At 71.1% G+C, this 14,572-nt stretch carries 15 protein-coding genes and 1 pseudogene; 5 read left to right on the top strand and 11 right to left on the bottom strand.

Going from position 1 to position 14,572, the window contains the following annotated elements; translation table 11 throughout:
* Window positions 1-1,789: pseudogene (locus tag IEJ02_RS41145) on the bottom strand (type I polyketide synthase); the annotation flags it as partial.
* Window positions 1,790-2,763: 974 nt separating this feature from the next.
* Between IEJ02_RS41145 and IEJ02_RS41140 the strand changes: the two are divergent.
* The 3 genes from IEJ02_RS41140 to IEJ02_RS41130 are packed head-to-tail and all read left to right on the top strand — an operon-like array spanning window position 2,764 to window position 5,335.
* The gene (locus IEJ02_RS41140; protein WP_191069448.1) at window positions 2,764-3,939 is read left to right on the top strand and encodes a type III polyketide synthase; all 1,176 of its coding nucleotides are present in this window, start codon (window positions 2,764-2,766) and stop codon (window positions 3,937-3,939) included.
* Window positions 3,936-4,904, top strand: a complete 969-nt coding sequence (locus IEJ02_RS41135; protein ID WP_275562350.1) for an aldo/keto reductase — start codon at window positions 3,936-3,938, stop codon at window positions 4,902-4,904. Before IEJ02_RS41140 ends, IEJ02_RS41135 begins: the two co-directional genes overlap by 4 nt.
* Complete coding sequence (locus tag IEJ02_RS41130) at window positions 4,901-5,335, top strand: nuclear transport factor 2 family protein (RefSeq protein ID WP_191069447.1); 435 nt, start codon at window positions 4,901-4,903, stop codon at window positions 5,333-5,335. The genes IEJ02_RS41135 and IEJ02_RS41130 overlap by 4 nt, the downstream gene beginning before the upstream one ends.
* A gap of 503 nt (window positions 5,336-5,838) precedes the next feature.
* Here IEJ02_RS41130 and IEJ02_RS41125 read toward each other — a convergent pair.
* The 5 genes from IEJ02_RS41125 to IEJ02_RS41105 form a co-directional block, all read right to left on the bottom strand.
* Window positions 5,839-5,994: a hypothetical protein gene (locus IEJ02_RS41125; protein WP_191069446.1), complete on the bottom strand. Its 156-nt coding sequence runs from the start codon at window positions 5,992-5,994 to the stop codon at window positions 5,839-5,841.
* A 178-nt stretch (window positions 5,995-6,172) separates the two neighbouring features.
* Window positions 6,173-7,483, bottom strand: a complete 1,311-nt coding sequence (locus tag IEJ02_RS41120; RefSeq protein WP_191069445.1) for a phospholipase D-like domain-containing protein — start codon at window positions 7,481-7,483, stop codon at window positions 6,173-6,175.
* Window positions 7,484-7,598: 115 nt separating this feature from the next.
* Entirely contained in the window at window positions 7,599-8,084 is a 486-nt protein-coding gene (locus IEJ02_RS41115) for an SRPBCC family protein (protein WP_191069444.1), read from the bottom strand.
* Window positions 8,081-8,455, bottom strand: coding sequence for an ArsR/SmtB family transcription factor (locus IEJ02_RS41110; RefSeq protein ID WP_191069443.1), 375 nt, complete (start codon window positions 8,453-8,455; stop codon window positions 8,081-8,083). The genes IEJ02_RS41115 and IEJ02_RS41110 overlap by 4 nt, the downstream gene beginning before the upstream one ends.
* 251 nt (window positions 8,456-8,706) lie before the next feature.
* Window positions 8,707-9,282: a helix-turn-helix domain-containing protein gene (locus tag IEJ02_RS41105; RefSeq protein ID WP_191069442.1), complete on the bottom strand. Its 576-nt coding sequence runs from the start codon at window positions 9,280-9,282 to the stop codon at window positions 8,707-8,709.
* A 140-nt stretch (window positions 9,283-9,422) separates the two neighbouring features.
* On the opposite strand from IEJ02_RS41105, the gene IEJ02_RS50075 reads away from it, so the two are divergent.
* Together IEJ02_RS50075 and IEJ02_RS41100 are read left to right on the top strand one after the other, a co-directional pair.
* Window positions 9,423-9,545 carry a hypothetical protein gene (locus tag IEJ02_RS50075; RefSeq protein ID WP_263408032.1) on the top strand — a complete coding sequence of 41 codons (123 nt, stop codon included), beginning with the start codon at window positions 9,423-9,425 and terminating at the stop codon, window positions 9,543-9,545.
* A gap of 100 nt (window positions 9,546-9,645) precedes the next feature.
* Window positions 9,646-10,278, top strand: coding sequence for an SAM-dependent methyltransferase (locus IEJ02_RS41100; protein ID WP_191069441.1), 633 nt, complete (start codon window positions 9,646-9,648; stop codon window positions 10,276-10,278).
* Window positions 10,279-10,421: 143 nt separating this feature from the next.
* Here the strand turns inward: IEJ02_RS41100 and IEJ02_RS41095 are convergent, their stop codons facing one another.
* Genes IEJ02_RS41095 through IEJ02_RS41075 form a run of 5 tightly spaced genes read right to left on the bottom strand, consistent with a single transcriptional unit; the run spans window position 10,422 to window position 14,539 of the window.
* Window positions 10,422-10,997, bottom strand: a complete 576-nt coding sequence (locus IEJ02_RS41095; RefSeq protein ID WP_191069440.1) for a hypothetical protein — start codon at window positions 10,995-10,997, stop codon at window positions 10,422-10,424.
* On the bottom strand, window positions 10,994-12,394 hold the full coding sequence (locus IEJ02_RS41090; protein ID WP_191069439.1) for a hypothetical protein: 1,401 nt from the start codon (window positions 12,392-12,394) through the stop codon (window positions 10,994-10,996). Before IEJ02_RS41090 ends, IEJ02_RS41095 begins: the two co-directional genes overlap by 4 nt.
* A complete protein-coding gene (locus IEJ02_RS41085; protein ID WP_191069455.1) occupies window positions 12,391-13,200 on the bottom strand; it encodes an ABC transporter ATP-binding protein in 810 nt (269 codons plus the stop codon). Before IEJ02_RS41085 ends, IEJ02_RS41090 begins: the two co-directional genes overlap by 4 nt.
* A gap of 20 nt (window positions 13,201-13,220) precedes the next feature.
* Complete coding sequence (locus IEJ02_RS41080) at window positions 13,221-14,039, bottom strand: zf-HC2 domain-containing protein (protein ID WP_191069438.1); 819 nt, start codon at window positions 14,037-14,039, stop codon at window positions 13,221-13,223.
* Window positions 14,036-14,539 carry an RNA polymerase sigma factor gene (locus tag IEJ02_RS41075; protein WP_137980486.1) on the bottom strand — a complete coding sequence of 168 codons (504 nt, stop codon included), beginning with the start codon at window positions 14,537-14,539 and terminating at the stop codon, window positions 14,036-14,038. Before IEJ02_RS41075 ends, IEJ02_RS41080 begins: the two co-directional genes overlap by 4 nt.
* Window positions 14,540-14,572 lie beyond the last annotated feature (33 nt).

Raw genomic sequence — 14,572 nt, 5'->3', positions numbered from 1 at the left:
CCCCACCCACTGCGACCCCTGACCCGGAAAAACAAAAACCACATCCGAATCAGAAACAACCGACCCCGTGACGACGGTTCCGCCGCTTTCCCCTTCGGCCATTCGCGCGAGTCCCGACAGCAGTTCCTCGCGGCCCGTGCCGACGACCACGCCGCGGTGCTTGAGAGCGGCGCGGGTCGTCGCCAGCGCGGCCGCGATGTCGGCGTGGTCCAGCTCCGGGCGGGCGGCGGCGAAGGCGCGCAGCCGCTCGGCCTGGCCGCGCAGCGCCGCCGGCGAGGCCGCCGACAGGATCCCCGGCACGACCCCGGCGGGCCCCGCGACGGGCTCAGCGGGCTCGACGGGCTTGGCGGGGTCGGCGGGGTCGGCAAGCTTGGCGGGGTCGGCGGGTGGCGCCTCCTCGATGATCACGTGGGCGTTGGTGCCCGACGCGCCGAACGAGGACACTCCCGCGCGGCGCGGGCGGCCGTGGTCGGGCCAGTCGAGCGACTCGGTCAGCAGCCGGACGTTCCCGGCGGACCAGTCGACGTTCGGGCTCGGCTCGTCCACGTGGAGGGTCCGGGGCAGCACACGGTTGCGGATGGCTTGGACGGCCTTGATGATGCCGCCGACACCGGCGGCGGCCTGGGTGTGCGCGATGTTGGACTTCAGCGACCCCAGCCACAGCGGGCGGTCCTCCGGCCGGNAGCGACCCCAGCCACAGCGGGCGGTCCTCCGGCCGGTCCCGCCCATAGGTCGCCAAAAGCGCCTGCGCCTCGATCGGATCGCCCAGCGTCGTCCCCGTCCCGTGCGCCTCGACCATGTCGATGTCGCCGGGCCCCAGGCGCGCCGCCGCCAGCGCCTGCCGGATCACCCGCTGCTGCGACGGCCCGTTCGGCGCGGTCAGGCCGCTGGACGCGCCGTCCTGATTGGTGGCGATCCCCCGCACGACGGCGAGCACGTCATGCCCGTTGCGCCGGGCGTCCGCGAGCCGCTCGACCAGGAGCATGCCGACGCCCTCCGACCAGCCGACCCCGTCGGCGGACGCGGTGAACGACCGGCACCGCCCGTCCGGGGACAGTCCCCGCTGGGCGCTGAACTCCACGAACATGTCCATCGTCGCCATCACGGCGACGCCGCCCGCCATCGCCAGCGAGCACTCGCCGGAGCGCAGCGCCTGGACTGCGAGGTGCAGCGCGACCAGCGACGACGAGCACGCCGTGTCGAGGGTGATGGCAGGGCCCTCCAGCCCGAACGTGTAGGCGACCCGGCCGGAGGCCAGCGAACCCATGCTGTGGTTGCCGGCGTAGTCGTGGTACATCTGCCCGACGAACACCCCGGTGGCGGTGCCCTTCAGGGTGCCGGGGTCGATGCCGGCGCGTTCCAGGACCTCCCATGCGGTCTCCAGGACCAGCCGCTGCTGCGGGTCCATGCCGGCGGCCTCACGCGGGGATATCCCGAAGAAACCGGCGTCGAACGCGGAGGCGTCCCTCAGGAACCCCCCGCGGCGGACGTAGCTGCGGCCCGCCCGTCCCGGCTCGGGATCGTAGACGGCATCGACGTTCCAGCCGCGGTCGGCGGGGAAGTCCGAGGTCGCGTCGGTCCCGTCCATCACCAGCCGCCACAGGTCCTCGGGTGAGCCCACGTCGGGCGCCCCGGGCCCGGCCGGGTAGCGGCACGCCATCCCGACGATGGCGATCGGCTCGTCGTCGCGGCCCGCCGCTTCGTCCAGCGCTGCGATGCGGGCACGCGCCTCGCGCAGGTCCGCGGTCGCCCGTCGCAGATAGCTGAGAAGTCGTTCATCGTCGGCCATGCGACGACCCACCCCCATCGGTGCCGGTGACAGCGCCAGGAACGCTAATCCACGGTCCTGCGGCCCCCAACCCCTGTGATCGGGGCCCCCAACCCCTAGCCGCCCGCGCGGGCGGACAACGGGGACACGCATCGGGCGATTAGGGGAGCCGGCGCGCATTTAGGGGCCCGGACCAGCCCACACCGGTCTCCGCAGCCGTTCTCATAGGAGGCGGAGGCATCAGCGATGACGACAATGAATCCGCCGCCAGGGACGACCGCGCCCCGCCCGGACGGGCGCCGGCGGCCGACAGGGCGTTCCGGCGTCGGCGAGAGCGGACGAAGGCGCGCGGCTGGAAGCGACGCCGCGCCGCGCGGCCGAGGGATCGTACGGGGTCCTGAGCGTGTCGCACGCCCCCGAGGGCTTGCGGGCCAGTAACGCGGCGACGGCGTCCGGATCGCCGGGAACGGCAGCACCACGTCGTTGGCCGACGGACCCTGCCCTTGAGCCCCAGTGCCCTTCGAGCAGCCCCTTCAGTGGTGGAGCCGAGTACACCCCCGATCGGCAAGGGCGCGCCAGAGCGTCTGAGGCGTCCACGGTCCACCGGGGTGTCAGGGGGGCGCATGCGGCTGCGGCCTGCGGCTGTTGTGCGCTGTGGCCCGCGGGATGCGAGGGGAGCGCGCGATGTGAGCACAACTGGGTGAAGGGTGGGGGCGAAATAGTGTGTTTCCGCAGCGCACATCCCAGGGCACGATCGCACTTCGTATGTCCGGCATACCTCCAGATCGAGGTACGCGCGCCGTTGCGGGAGGCGCGGTATCGGGTCAACATAACTGGTCAGGGAGCCTCCTGCCCCGCCCTGGCTGCATCGAGGCGCAAGTGGAGCGAAGTGATGTGTGAGTGAACCACCACCGTGTGCGGCACGGTCTTGCCCACCCCGAAGTCCACGGTCGGTTCCGTCTCGTCGTTGCCTTTCGTGAGCAAGGGAGTGTGCCATGGCTGTGCTGTGCCGCCCGGCGGTGTGGGTACCGGAGAACACCATCTCGATGGAGGAGACGCTGGCCCTGGCGCGCCGGCTGCACGCCGGACACCAGAAGCTTCCGCTGGTTCTGCGGATGATCAAGAACACCGGGGTGGCGAAGCGGCATCTGGTCCAGCCGCTGGCCGTCACCCTGACGCATCCGGGGTTCGAGGCCCGTAACCGCTTCTATGTGCGCGAGGCCCGTGCCCGTGTCCCGGACGTGGTCAAGGAGGCGCTGTCCTCGGCGGAGGTGACGGCGCGGGACATCGACACGATCGTGTTCGTCTCGTGCACCGGTTTCACGATGCCGCCCCTGACCTCCTGGATGATCAACGAACTGGGTTTCCGCTCCAACACCCGGCAGATCCCCATCGCGCAGCTGGGCTGTGCGGCCGGCGGGGCGGCCGTCAACCGTGCGCATGACTTCTGCCGCGCGTACCCGGGATCCAACGTACTGATCGTGGCGTGCGAGTTCTGCTCGCTGTGCTACCAGCCGGACGACCTCGACGTCGGCTCGCTGCTTTCCGACGGGCTGTTCGGGGACGCGATCGCCGCCGCGGTCATGCGCGGCAGCGGCGGGGAGGGGATGGAGCTGGTGGGCAACGCCTCGCATCTGGTGCCGGGCACCGAGGACTGGATCGCGTACGAGGTGAAGGCCACCGGATTCCACTTCCGGCTGGACAAGCGGGTCCCGGGCACCATGAACGTGATCGCGCCCGCACTGGACACGCTCGCCGAAGCACATGGCTGGGACGCCACGGACCTGGACTTCTACATCATCCACGCCGGCGGCCCGCGCATCCTGGACGATCTGTGCGGCTATCTGAAGGTGCCGCCGAAGGCCTTCAGGCACAGCCGCGCCACGCTCACCGAGTACGGCAACATCGCCTCGGCCGTCGTCTTCGAGGCACTGCGCCGCCAGTTCGCCGAGGGGCTGCCTCCGGGGGCCCGCGGGCTGCTCGCCGGGTTCGGGCCCGGGATCACCGCCGAATCCTCCCTCGGCACCTGGGTGCACTCCGACCGGGTACGGTCCGGCCGCCGAACGGGCAACGTCGACGCCTTGCCGGTGAAGCTTCCCGTCCCTCCCGAGCCCGACCGGCACAGTGAAACCCCATCTCCGCACAAGCCCAAGAATCGAGGATCCGCGTGACCGCGTCCGTTCCGCATGCGCCCAGGACCGGGGCCACCCTGTCCCTGGGCGGTGACCTGACGGTCAACCGGCTCGGCTACGGTGCCATGCACCTGACCGGGCCCGGCGTCTGGGGCCCGCCCGAAGACCCGGACCAGGCCGTACGCCTGCTGCGCCGCGCCGTGGACGACCTCGGAGTCGACTTCATCGACACCGCCGACTCCTACGGTCCCGGCTACAACGAGGAGCTCATCCGGAAGGCCTTGCACCCATACCCGGACCATCTGGTGATCGCCACCAAGGGCGGCATGCTGCGCACCGGCCCCGACGACTGGGTGCGGGCCGAGGGCCGCAACCCCTACATCGTCGCCCTGGGCAGACCCGAGTATCTGCGCCAGCAGGTCGAGGTCAGCCTGCACCGCCTCGGACTGGAGCGCATCGACCTCTACCAGCTGCACCGCATCGACCCCCTGGTACCGCTGGAGGACCAGCTCGGCGTGCTCGCCGAGCTGCGCGAGCAGGGCAAGATCCGCCATATCGGCCTGTCCGGCCAGCCCGAGGTCACCGTCGACCAGCTCGAACAGGCCGCCCAGATCGTGGACATCGTGGCGGTGGAGAACCTCTACAACATCGCCGACCGGTCCGGCGAGCCGATCCTCCGATACGCCGAAGAGCGCGGCATGGTCTTCATCCCGTGGTTCCCGCTCGGCCACGGCGACCTGGTCGGCCCCGGGGGCGTCCTCACCAAGGCCGCCCAACGGTACGGGGTCACCGGAGCCCAGCTGGGGCTGGCCTGGCTGCTGCGCCACGCGTCCAACACCCTCCTCATCCCCGGCACCACATCGGTGACCCACCTGGAGGAGAACCTCCGGGCCCACGAGGTCCGGCTCACCGACAGCCAGTGGGAGGAGATCGAAGCACTCTGCGCCACGGTCACCCCGTGGCGGCCCAAGCCGGTGCGGAAGCACCGGGGAGGGGCGCGATGACCCGCGCCCCCATGCGGGCCGAGCATCCGCACACCGAGATCCTGCGCACCATCTACCGGGATCTGACCAGAATCGCCGACTTCGCCGCGGACGACATCGTGCTGCACCGTGCGGACCGGACCGCTGAAGACCCCCGGGTACGCCGTGGCATCAGGGCCGTACGCGCCCATGAGCAGGCGCTCCTCCGCATGACCGAATACACCCTGGTCATGGACGTGGAGCAGATCACGGCCAACGACCACTTCGGCACCGTTCTCGGGGTGCTGCGGGCCGAGCGCCCCCGCGAGATCTCCGTGCCGTTCTGTGGTCTGTGGCGGTTCGTCGACGGCCGGATCGCCGAGCACTGGGAGAACGCCTCCTGCGGGCCGGCCGAACTGCGGCGCCTGTTCACCCCACCCCCTTCGTTCTGGCCTCTGGCCGACGCCGGCTGACCCGGACGATTCGGCTCAATGGGGGCCCAGACCAACGGAGCCCTCATGCACACCTCCGACCGCGCCACCACACCCACGCGGGAAGCCCGGGTCATGGCCTTCCTCGGCGGCCATGACCTGGTCGGCATACCGGCCGGCGAACCGAACCTGACGGTACGGGAACTGCTCATCGCGGTGCACCGGGTCAGCGTCGCGCACCCTGCCTTGCCGTGCGCGCCGCCACCGGAGCGGGTGGTCCCGCGGTGCGGTCCCGGACCGGGGGATCCATCGTGGAGGGACCGGTCCGCCGTGCCGCCCGTCCCGGCCGCGTACGACCGGTACGGGCGTGGCGTGCCCCGCGCACGCTCCCGGCCACGCCCTCCAGGTACACGGAGTCCAGCATGAGGTCGAGCGGTTCCGCCTTGCCCGGGACGTAGGTGCAGACGGCTGCGGGCCGCCCGCAACGTCGGCGGCGAAGCGGGCCTGGTTCCGCTCGGCCGGTCGTCGCAGGACCGTGGGCGGTATCACGCCTCGGGTGCCGTGGCGCTTCGGGGGTTGACCTGAATCGTGTCCGGCAGCCGGTCGGCATTGAGGATGCGACAGGTGGGCGGCGTGGTCACGCGGCGCAGCTGAGGGTGTGCGGCCAGGGGAGCCACGTCGAACTCGTCGGTGTCGTACACGGCGAATGCAGGCAGTTCACACAGCAGAACGTCAGAACAGGGTGCGTTCGGTGAAGTTCTCGCTGCCCAGCCATTCCGCCCGTATGGCGGACGGGCGCGACGTGACCAGCCACAGGTTGTCCGGAAAGGCGACCAGGAGGTCGGACAGCCACCGCCGGTCGCCGTCGAGCCATGGGCCTCAGCCGCGGCAGGCCGAGCGGATCTCGTAGAAGGTGCTCAGGTACTGCGCGTGGTACGACGCGCTGGTGATCCGTACGAACGCCTCATCTGCCGACCTCAGCGACGAGCCGGTCAGGTTGGCGCTGCCCGTGTAGACCCGGGGCGTGATGTCGCCGTTGTAGTCGCCGTCGATCAGTATCTGCTTGTTGTGCGGCCGCACGTCGATGCCCGGACCGTTCGGGATACGGCACCTGAGGTGCTGTATGCCCGCCGCGTCCAGCTTGCCGGTGACCTCCGCATCGCTCTCGGCGTAGATCACGTCGATCCAGCAACCCTGAGCACGCAGGGAGGCCAGCTTGTCGGCGACCTGGACGCGTGAGCCGTAGAAGTAGAGCATCACGATCCGGATGTCCGTCTGGTGGCGCCGGCCGTCGGTGCCGGTGTAGGAGCAACTGATCTCGTCGAGGGCGTTGACGACGGTGTCGGTGGCGGGGTTGCCGTACGAGTCGTCGCCGCGTGGGAAGAAGAACCCGCGGTAGGTCGAGCCCGTCGGCGTCGAGAAGTACACGTTGTTGTCGCCGCCCGCGAGGGTGCGGCCGTGGCGCAGCTTCTCGTGGTACGAGGCGTACCCGTCGTACACGGTGGCATCGGCGAAGGTCACGGCGTCGTTGAAGGACTCGACCTGGTACCAGTCGGAGAGGTTCGAGGAGCTCTGGAAGACGACCTTCGAGTAGCTGGTGCCGTCGTCGAACGGCCCGATCCTCGAGAAGAGGAAGAACTTGTTGTGGTTGTAAGCCGGACCGGGCGGCGCGACGCCCAGACAACCGCGTTTGACATCGTCCACGCCGTCGGCGTCCTCGAACCGGTCGTCGCAGACGACGATCCAGGAACGCGCCGCGTCGTCATTACCCAGCCCGGTCCTGAGCGATTGGTAGGCAGGGTTGGCGACCTCGGCTCCGTCACCGTTCACATACGTCGAGTCGTCAACGATCAGTTTGACGTCCACGCCGCGCCGATGGGCAGCCAGCAAGGCGTTCGCGACCTCCTCGTCCTTGAACTCGAACATCGAGCCGCGTATCTGGGCGCCCGCGGGTGTGGCGTCTATGAGCTGGACGAGCTGCGTGAAGATGGCTCGCTGTGCCGTCTCGCTGCCCAACGGGTCGTTGAAGACGGGCCCGTTGATGACCGGCTTGGCCAGTGCGACGGCAGGTGACGCGGCGCCGAGCAGCCACGCGGCCACGAACGACAGGACGGCGGTGACCGCGGTGACGGCGGGCAGCACCTTGCGCGGGTGCCGGGGCAGGTGTGAACGGCTGTGTGGAGGAGTCATGCTGGGACACTCTCCCGGAATGGGTGGACGGGGCGTCGGTGCGGTGGAAAAGGCGCACATCGGGCCTGGTGGTGGTGGACTCCTGTGATCGCGGATGAACCGCGCCGGGCCCGGATCAGTCGACGAGCAAGGCGTCCATCTGGCCGACCGCCTGCCGCAGACCCTCAACCGTGCCCATGTTCACCATCTGCTCCATCTGCTCCCGGGAGTCGTATACCGATCGCATCTCCATCCGAGTGCCGCCGTCGTGCTCGGAGAGCCGCACCCGCACCGTGGTGGTCGGCATGCTGTCGATCGGCTTCCCGTGCTGATCGGCGAAGCCGTCGGTGAATTCCAAAGACGTCGGCGGGTCGACCGAGAGGATCCGCCACCAGCCGCGGTACTGCTCACCTTCCGGGCCGGTCATGAAGTAGGTGACATCGCCGCCCGGGGTCAGGTCGTACTCCTCCACAGTCGCCGGGTAGTCCGGCGGCCCCCACCAACGCTCCAGCTGCCGGGGGTCGGCCCACAGCCGCCACGCCCGCTCCACCGGAGCGTGGAAGTCGGCGATCAGCGTGAGAGTGAGGCGATCCACGTCCTTCTCCACACTGGTGACGCTCATTCGTCTCGTCCTTCCCTCGGATCGTTCCCTTCGGAGTCGAGGTCCTGCTCGAGCAAGCGGGCCATCCGGTCCACTCGCCCGCGCCAGGCCGTCTCGAGCTCATCGAGCGCCCGCCGCGCGCGGTCCACAGCCTCGGGAGCGGTACGCACGAGTTGCTCCCGCCCGCGGCGCTGCTTGGTGACCAGACCGGCCCTCTCCAACACGGCGACATGCTTCTGCACCGCGGCGAAGCTCATGGGGTAGCCCTCGGCCAACCGCGACACCGACACCTCATCCCGCACACATCGGCGGAGGATGCTACGGCGAGTGGTGTCGGCCAGCGCATGGAACAGGAGGTCCACAGCTTCGTCCGACCGTGCATCTACAACCATTTGGTTGTACGTTAGCGCGCAACCCACCCGCTGTGAAGCCGCTAGGCGAGATCACCAGCCGGTCACCGCACCCTCACGAGCCGATCCGGCCCGGCCCGGCCCGGCCCAGGAGAGACGACCACGGTCACCTCCACACCCTGTTCACCGCCGACGGAGTCTGGGAGTGGCCCCAAGGTGGCCGCCGGCGGACGCGGCGCACGCGCAACGTGCGAGGGCCGTGACGCCATGACGTGAGATGCGCACTTGGGAGGTCAGGTGGTGCGGGCCTTGAGATGGGCCCGCTCTCCCTGGCGTCCGAACAGCACGAGCAGTTCCACGGTCTGGTCGCCATCCGGGCCGAGCCAGTGCGGTACGTGGGTGTCGAACTCCGCGGCTTCCCCGGCTTTGAGGACCAGGCTCTGCTCGCCCAGGATCAGGCGCAGTCGGCCGGCCAGCACGTAGAGCCACTCGAAGCCCTCATGGGTACGCAGCTCCGGCTCGCGTCCCGGCCTCGGCGGAATCAGCAGCTTGTGCGCCTGGACGCCGCCGGGATGGCTCAGCGGCACGTACGTCATGCCGTCGCGGTGCACCGGACGCAGATGGATGCGCGGGTCGCCGGTGCGCGGTGCGCCGACGAGTTGGTCCAGCGGCACGTCGTACAGCTCGGCCAGTGGGAGCAGCAGTTCCAGGGTCGGCTTGCGGGCCCCGCTTTCCAGGCGCGAGAGCGTGCTCTCGTTGACACCGGTCAGTTCGGCCAGCTCGGCCAGAGTCAGGGATTTACGACGCCGCAGCTCCCGCAGGCGGGGTCCGACGGCTGCGAGGACGTCTCGCCGCTGCTGATCATCCATGACACCCAGGTTGCCAAAACGGCATCCAGCCTTGCAACCGCGGCATGTGGGCGTGCACCGTCGAGATCACCGGCCCGCTGCGCGAGCGGGCCGCACGCTCCCCTTCCTTTTCCTTCGCTCAGCACCTCGATTGGACAGTGATGACCGCATCCACCGACTCAGCGGGCCGGGACACCGCGCTCGACCCGCGGCGCCGGCCGACCCTGGCCGTGAGCCTACTGCTGCTGGGCGGGCGCGTCACCGACTTCGTGGGCCGCAAGTGATCACCCTGCTGATCAAGAAGCACACGCACACCGACGCCCTCGCCGAAACCCCGTTCACGTCGGCTGACCCCGAGCCGCCCACCGCTGAAAGAGAGCCCCGATGAGTACCGGCAGCGACTCCGCAGCCTTCTGGGAGAACCACTACTCCCGCCTGGACGAACAGTGGGGCACCAGGCCCAACGCCGTCCTCGAGGACCTCGTCACCACCCTCGCCCCCACGCCCGGTACCGCACTGGACCTGGGCTGCGGGCACGGCGGCGACGCCATCTGGCTCGCCACCCGAGGTTGGGACGTCACCGCCGTCGACGTCTCAGCCACCGCCCTGCGGCGCGTGGCCACCGGAGCCCGCACCAGCGGCGTGGCCGAACGCGTGCACCCCGCCCGCCACGACCTCGCCCACGACTTCCCCGAAGGCCGCTTCGACCTGGTCAACGCCAGCTACTTCCACACCCCCCTCGAGATCTCCCGCGAGAAGGTGCTGCGCCGCGCGGCGGCGGCCGTCGCCACCGGCGGACTGCTGATCATCGTGGAACACGCCTCGATCGCCCCCTGGTCCTGGCAGGCCGGCGAGGACGTGCGCTTCCCCCGCCCCGACGAGGTCCTGGCCTCGCTCGAACTGGACGACTCCTGGACGGCCGAGCGCTGCCACGCACCTCAGCGCACCGCCACCGGTCCCCAGGGGCAGACGGCCACCGTCACCGAAAACGTCCTGGCCCTGCGCCGCGCATCCTGACCAACGGTCCCCCGGGGGGTGCCGCTGAACCTCAGCGGCACCCCCCCGGGGGGGGGCGTGCTCGTCGACAACTCCGTGCGCTCGGCGGCCTGTCCGCAGCGCACACGCTCTCGGCCGTGCCCCGGTCCGGTGGCCCGGGCCGACTACCGCCTCGGTCCCGCGACGGCGTAGGCCGTGGTGCCCGCGATCGTGAGGACCAGGGCTGTCCAGGTGCCCGCCGCCGTACCGGGTGGCAGCAGCATCCAGGACGCCACCCGCGCCGGCACACTCGTCGGGGACGGGGCGACGAACGAGAACGAGAGCCAGGCGAACGGCAGCGTCCACGCGTACCGCCCCCCGCACACCGCCGCCCCCACGGCGGCGAGCCCCATCAGTCCCGCACTGTCCCGCACCACGAACCCGGCAGTGGCCAGGCCCTCCCCCGTCCCCCGCACCACCAGCAACACCACGGCAACCACCGCCCCGGCGAGCAGCACATGCACCGCCCTGCGGGGCGCCCAGCGGATCGCGGCCGTCCGGTCCAGCGCGAGATCCTGCCTGCTGAGCCCGGTCGAGAGCGCCATCGCTCCCGCGGCGAGGGCGAGCGCGGGCAGCCGCGGATCACCCGGCCCCCCGCTGCCGCCCCGGGCGAAGGCCCACGCCGTCACCGTACTGATCACCACCGCGGCCAGTGACGCGGGCACCTGACGCGAGCGCGCGTACAGCGTCAGCCATCTCACCGGTACCCACCGCCGCCGGTCAGCGCGCCGAGCGCGTCTCCCTTGCAGGACAGCGCGGCGGCGCGCATCGCGTTGATCCGCGAGAGCTGCTTCGCCCGTGGCAGCGCCGTGAGGTCCTTCCACACCGCGCGGGCCTGGGTGTCGATCTCGCGGCGCACGTTCGGTGACCCCTGGCCGGGCATCGACGTGAGGTCGCCGAGGACCCAGCCCACCGCGACGGTCCGCGCGATGTCCTCTCCCCCCGTACCGCTCCAGCCCACGGGGGAACACCCCGGCACCATGCCTTTGGCGATCAGGGCCCAGGTCAGCTCCTCGCCCTTCGCGGCGGCCACGATGTCGTCATCGAAGTCGATGAGCACGGTCTTGCGGGACCACCGCGGCGTGGAACCCTCCGGCAGTACGGCGGTGTTCTCCCGGACCGAGACCGGCGCCCGGCTCCCCAGGGCCCCGTGCAGCAGGCGCAGCGCCTTTTCGCCGTGACGCGCGAGGTCGGTGAGTCGTGCCTGCTGGGTCCTGGTCACGCATACCGGGCCCTCGCACACCAGCTCCGCGGCGGCCTTGTCGAGGACATACATCCGGCGCGGGTCGGAGGGGAGGACGAGCAGGGCGACGGCCGCGCCCGCCAGGACGGGCGTCAGGGCGAGCAGCCGGGTGCGCGGGGTCGCGGCGACCAGCAGCGCGAAGCCTGTCGCGGCCAGGCCGAGCAGCCAGATCGTCTGCCCGAGGTGCACGGAGGCGGAGAGCGTGACGAGCGCGTCGCGCACCTCTTCCACCGCCGGTGACAGCAGCGAGACCCGGTTCGGCTCCGTGCTCGGGACCCCTGTCGCCGTGTCCGTCTCCGTCCGGCCCAGCGACATGTGCATGAGGGCCGTGAACGCGAAGGCGCCCATGGTCAGCAGCGGCGGGGTGAGCGCGGACGGCAGGGCGCGCCCGGCCCCCATGCCCAGCACGGCTCCCGCGACGAGGGAGAGTGCCCCCACCAGCGAGATCGGCAGCCATCCGAGGTGGGTGTACTCGGTGTTGGCGAGCACCTGGACCGCGCCCACGAGGACGAGCAGCGCGAAGGCCGAGGCCAGGGTGATCGCCATCGCGCCCGCCAGCGTGGCGGCGCGGTGCCAGGCGGGACGCGAGGTGGTCGTCAGCAGTTCGGACATCTTCGAGCGGTGGTCACGCAGGCCCTGCAACGCGCCGAGCCCCACGGCCAGCGGCCACAGGTAGAACAGCAGAGTGCGGGTCCACAGGGCCAGGGACGTCCACTGGGCCGTCCACGCCGTGGTGCCCCTCCACCATTCGGCGTCCACCAGGTACAGGAACGCCAGCGCGCTCGTCAGGACCACGGCGCCGGCCCAGGGGGCGACGGAGCGCTTCAGCTCGGTTCGCATCACACGCGTCTTCACCAGGCGCCCCTTCCCCGGCCGGGGCTCAGCAGCAGTGCCGAGTAGCCGCGCTCCAGCGGGCTGTCGCCCACGTGCTCGGGGCCGCCCGCCGCGGCCAGGTCGTCCGGGGTGCCCTGGAAGACCAGTCGGCCCTCGGCGAAGAGCACCACGTCGGTGCAGGCGGCGGCCACGTCCTCCACGAGGTGGGTCGAGACGACCACGCAGGTGTCCTTGCCCAGTTCCTGCAGCAGTTCGCGAAAGCGCAGCCGTTGTGCCGGGTCCAGGCCGGCCGTGGGCTCGTCCAGCAGCAGGATCGTCGGGTGGTTGACGATGGCCTGGGCGATGCCCACCCGCCGCACCATCCCGCCGGACAGGGTCTTCATCCGCTTGTCGGCACGGTCGGCCAGGCCCACCCGCTCCACGGCATGCTGCACCGCCGCGGGGATGTCCGCCTTGGGCACCTCCTTCAGCCACGCCATGTACTCGACGAACTCGCGGACCGTGAAGCGCTTGTAGTAGCCGAACTCCTGCGGCAGGTAGCCGATCCGCCGGCGCAGCGCACGGTGCTCGCCCATGCCGCCCGCGGACTCGCCGAGCAGTTCCAGGGTGCCCTCGGCGGGGCGCAGTACGGTGGCCAGAGCCCGGATGAGGGTGCTCTTGCCCGCCCCGTTGGGGCCGAGGAGACCGTGTACGCCGGTGCCCAGCGACAGGTCGAGCCCGTCGACGGCCATGTGGTTCCTGCCGACCCTGACCTTCAGCCCGGTGGCCCGGATCTCCCAGGCGTAGGGCGTCGGTGCGACGTCGGCCGCGCTCGCCGCGGGCATCATGTGGTGTTCCTTTCCGATGGTCAACGATGGGCTCCCAGCACGGAGTACGCGCCCCTGCGGGCGATCACGACACCGATGCCGAGCGTGAGGACCAGCCCCCACACGGGCAGACCGTCCGTCCGCAGGGCGAAGGTCGTACGGCCGGCGGCCAGGGTCGGTGCCACGACCACGGCGGCCCACCCGGCCACCAGCCAGGCGGCGGCGCGGGTCACGCCGACGACACCGCCGAGCGCCAGGGTCGTCGAGGTGAAGGCCAGACAGGGCAGCAGCCATTGCGCGGCCGTCACCCCCGTCGCCCATCCGCCCAGCAGCAGCGCGGGGACGACCACCGCGAGCACGGACGCGGTACGCCGCAGCACCAGGTACAGTCCCGCCCTCGGCGCGGAGGCCGTCAGCTCGTACGCCGGGTCCAGACCGCGCGACCACGACGCCGCGACGCCGAGCACGGGCAGGACCGGGGAGAGCAGCAGCACCAGCGACACCTCGCCGAAGCCGGTGTCGGCCAGGTCGAGCAGCAACGCGAGCAGCGTCACCCCCACGACCATGGCCAGCCACGGCACCATCACGGGCGTCATCCACCTCGACAGCCGCGCCGACCAGCGCCGTCGACGCGGTACCGGGGCGGTGCCGGCGAGCTGGGGTTCGAGGTCGGACCACACCGTGCCGACCAGCGCCGCGACGGCGGGCGCCTGCGCCGTGACGGAGGCCGACAGCCGGTCACGGCACACCCGGCACGCCTCCAGATGGGCCTCCAGGGCCCACACCTCGTCGGCGGCGAGGTCCGTGTCGCCGCGCGCGTAACCGTCGATGATCCGAATCGACGCGTGTTCCACACTCATGCCAGTGCCTTCCGCATCTCGATCCGGGCCCGGCGGGCACGGGTCTTGACCGTGCCCTCGGGCAGTCCCAGCAAGACAGAGGTCTCCCGGACGGACAGCCCGTCGAGCACCATGGCCTGCAGTACCGCTCTGAGCTCCGGTGCGAGGCGCCGCAGCGCGTCCCCGACCTCACCGCCGACGGTCGCCGCGAGCGCCTCCTCCTCGGCGGCGGGCGCCATGGACCGCGGGGCAGCCGCGGGCGGCGGCTCCGCGTGGTGGGCCCTGCGCCGGAACGCGTCGACGAGCCGACGCGCCGCGATCGTCCACAGCCAGCCGACGGCGGTTCCCCCGGCGGCGGTCCCGATGAACGCACCCGCCGCGCGCCACACCGCCAGATACGTCTCCTGCATGACCTCGGCGACGATCTGTTCGTCCGCACAGCGGCGGCGCAGCCGCACCGCCATCCACGGCGACGTACGCCGGTACAGCTCCTCGAACGCGGCACGGTCGCCTCTGGCCACCAGCCGGACGAGATGCTCCTCGTCCAGTTCGCC

It is taken from the genome of Streptomyces sp. 5-10, assembly GCF_014712245.1.
Classification (GTDB): domain Bacteria; phylum Actinomycetota; class Actinomycetes; order Streptomycetales; family Streptomycetaceae; genus Streptomyces; species Streptomyces violaceusniger.
Note: the sequence above shows the minus strand (reverse complement) of the source record. Positions and strands in the feature narration are given on the sequence as shown.

Coding starts and splice junctions, on each gene's coding strand:
- IEJ02_RS41080 (WP_191069438.1), bottom strand. CDS start 14,039: ATGAGTGTGGAACACGCGTCGATTCGGATCATCGACGGTTACGCGCGC.
- IEJ02_RS41140 (WP_191069448.1), top strand. CDS start 2,764: ATGGCTGTGCTGTGCCGCCCGGCGGTGTGGGTACCGGAGAACACCATC.
- IEJ02_RS50075 (WP_263408032.1), top strand. CDS start 9,423: ATGACCGCATCCACCGACTCAGCGGGCCGGGACACCGCGCTCGACCCG.
- IEJ02_RS41110 (WP_191069443.1), bottom strand. CDS start 8,455: ATGGTTGTAGATGCACGGTCGGACGAAGCTGTGGACCTCCTGTTCCAT.
- IEJ02_RS41120 (WP_191069445.1), bottom strand. CDS start 7,483: ATGACTCCTCCACACAGCCGTTCACACCTGCCCCGGCACCCGCGCAAG.
- IEJ02_RS41105 (WP_191069442.1), bottom strand. CDS start 9,282: ATGGATGATCAGCAGCGGCGAGACGTCCTCGCAGCCGTCGGACCCCGC.
- IEJ02_RS41085 (WP_191069455.1), bottom strand. CDS start 13,200: ATGATGCCCGCGGCGAGCGCGGCCGACGTCGCACCGACGCCCTACGCC.
- IEJ02_RS41115 (WP_191069444.1), bottom strand. CDS start 8,084: ATGAGCGTCACCAGTGTGGAGAAGGACGTGGATCGCCTCACTCTCACG.
- IEJ02_RS41100 (WP_191069441.1), top strand. CDS start 9,646: ATGAGTACCGGCAGCGACTCCGCAGCCTTCTGGGAGAACCACTACTCC.
- IEJ02_RS41130 (WP_191069447.1), top strand. CDS start 4,901: ATGACCCGCGCCCCCATGCGGGCCGAGCATCCGCACACCGAGATCCTG.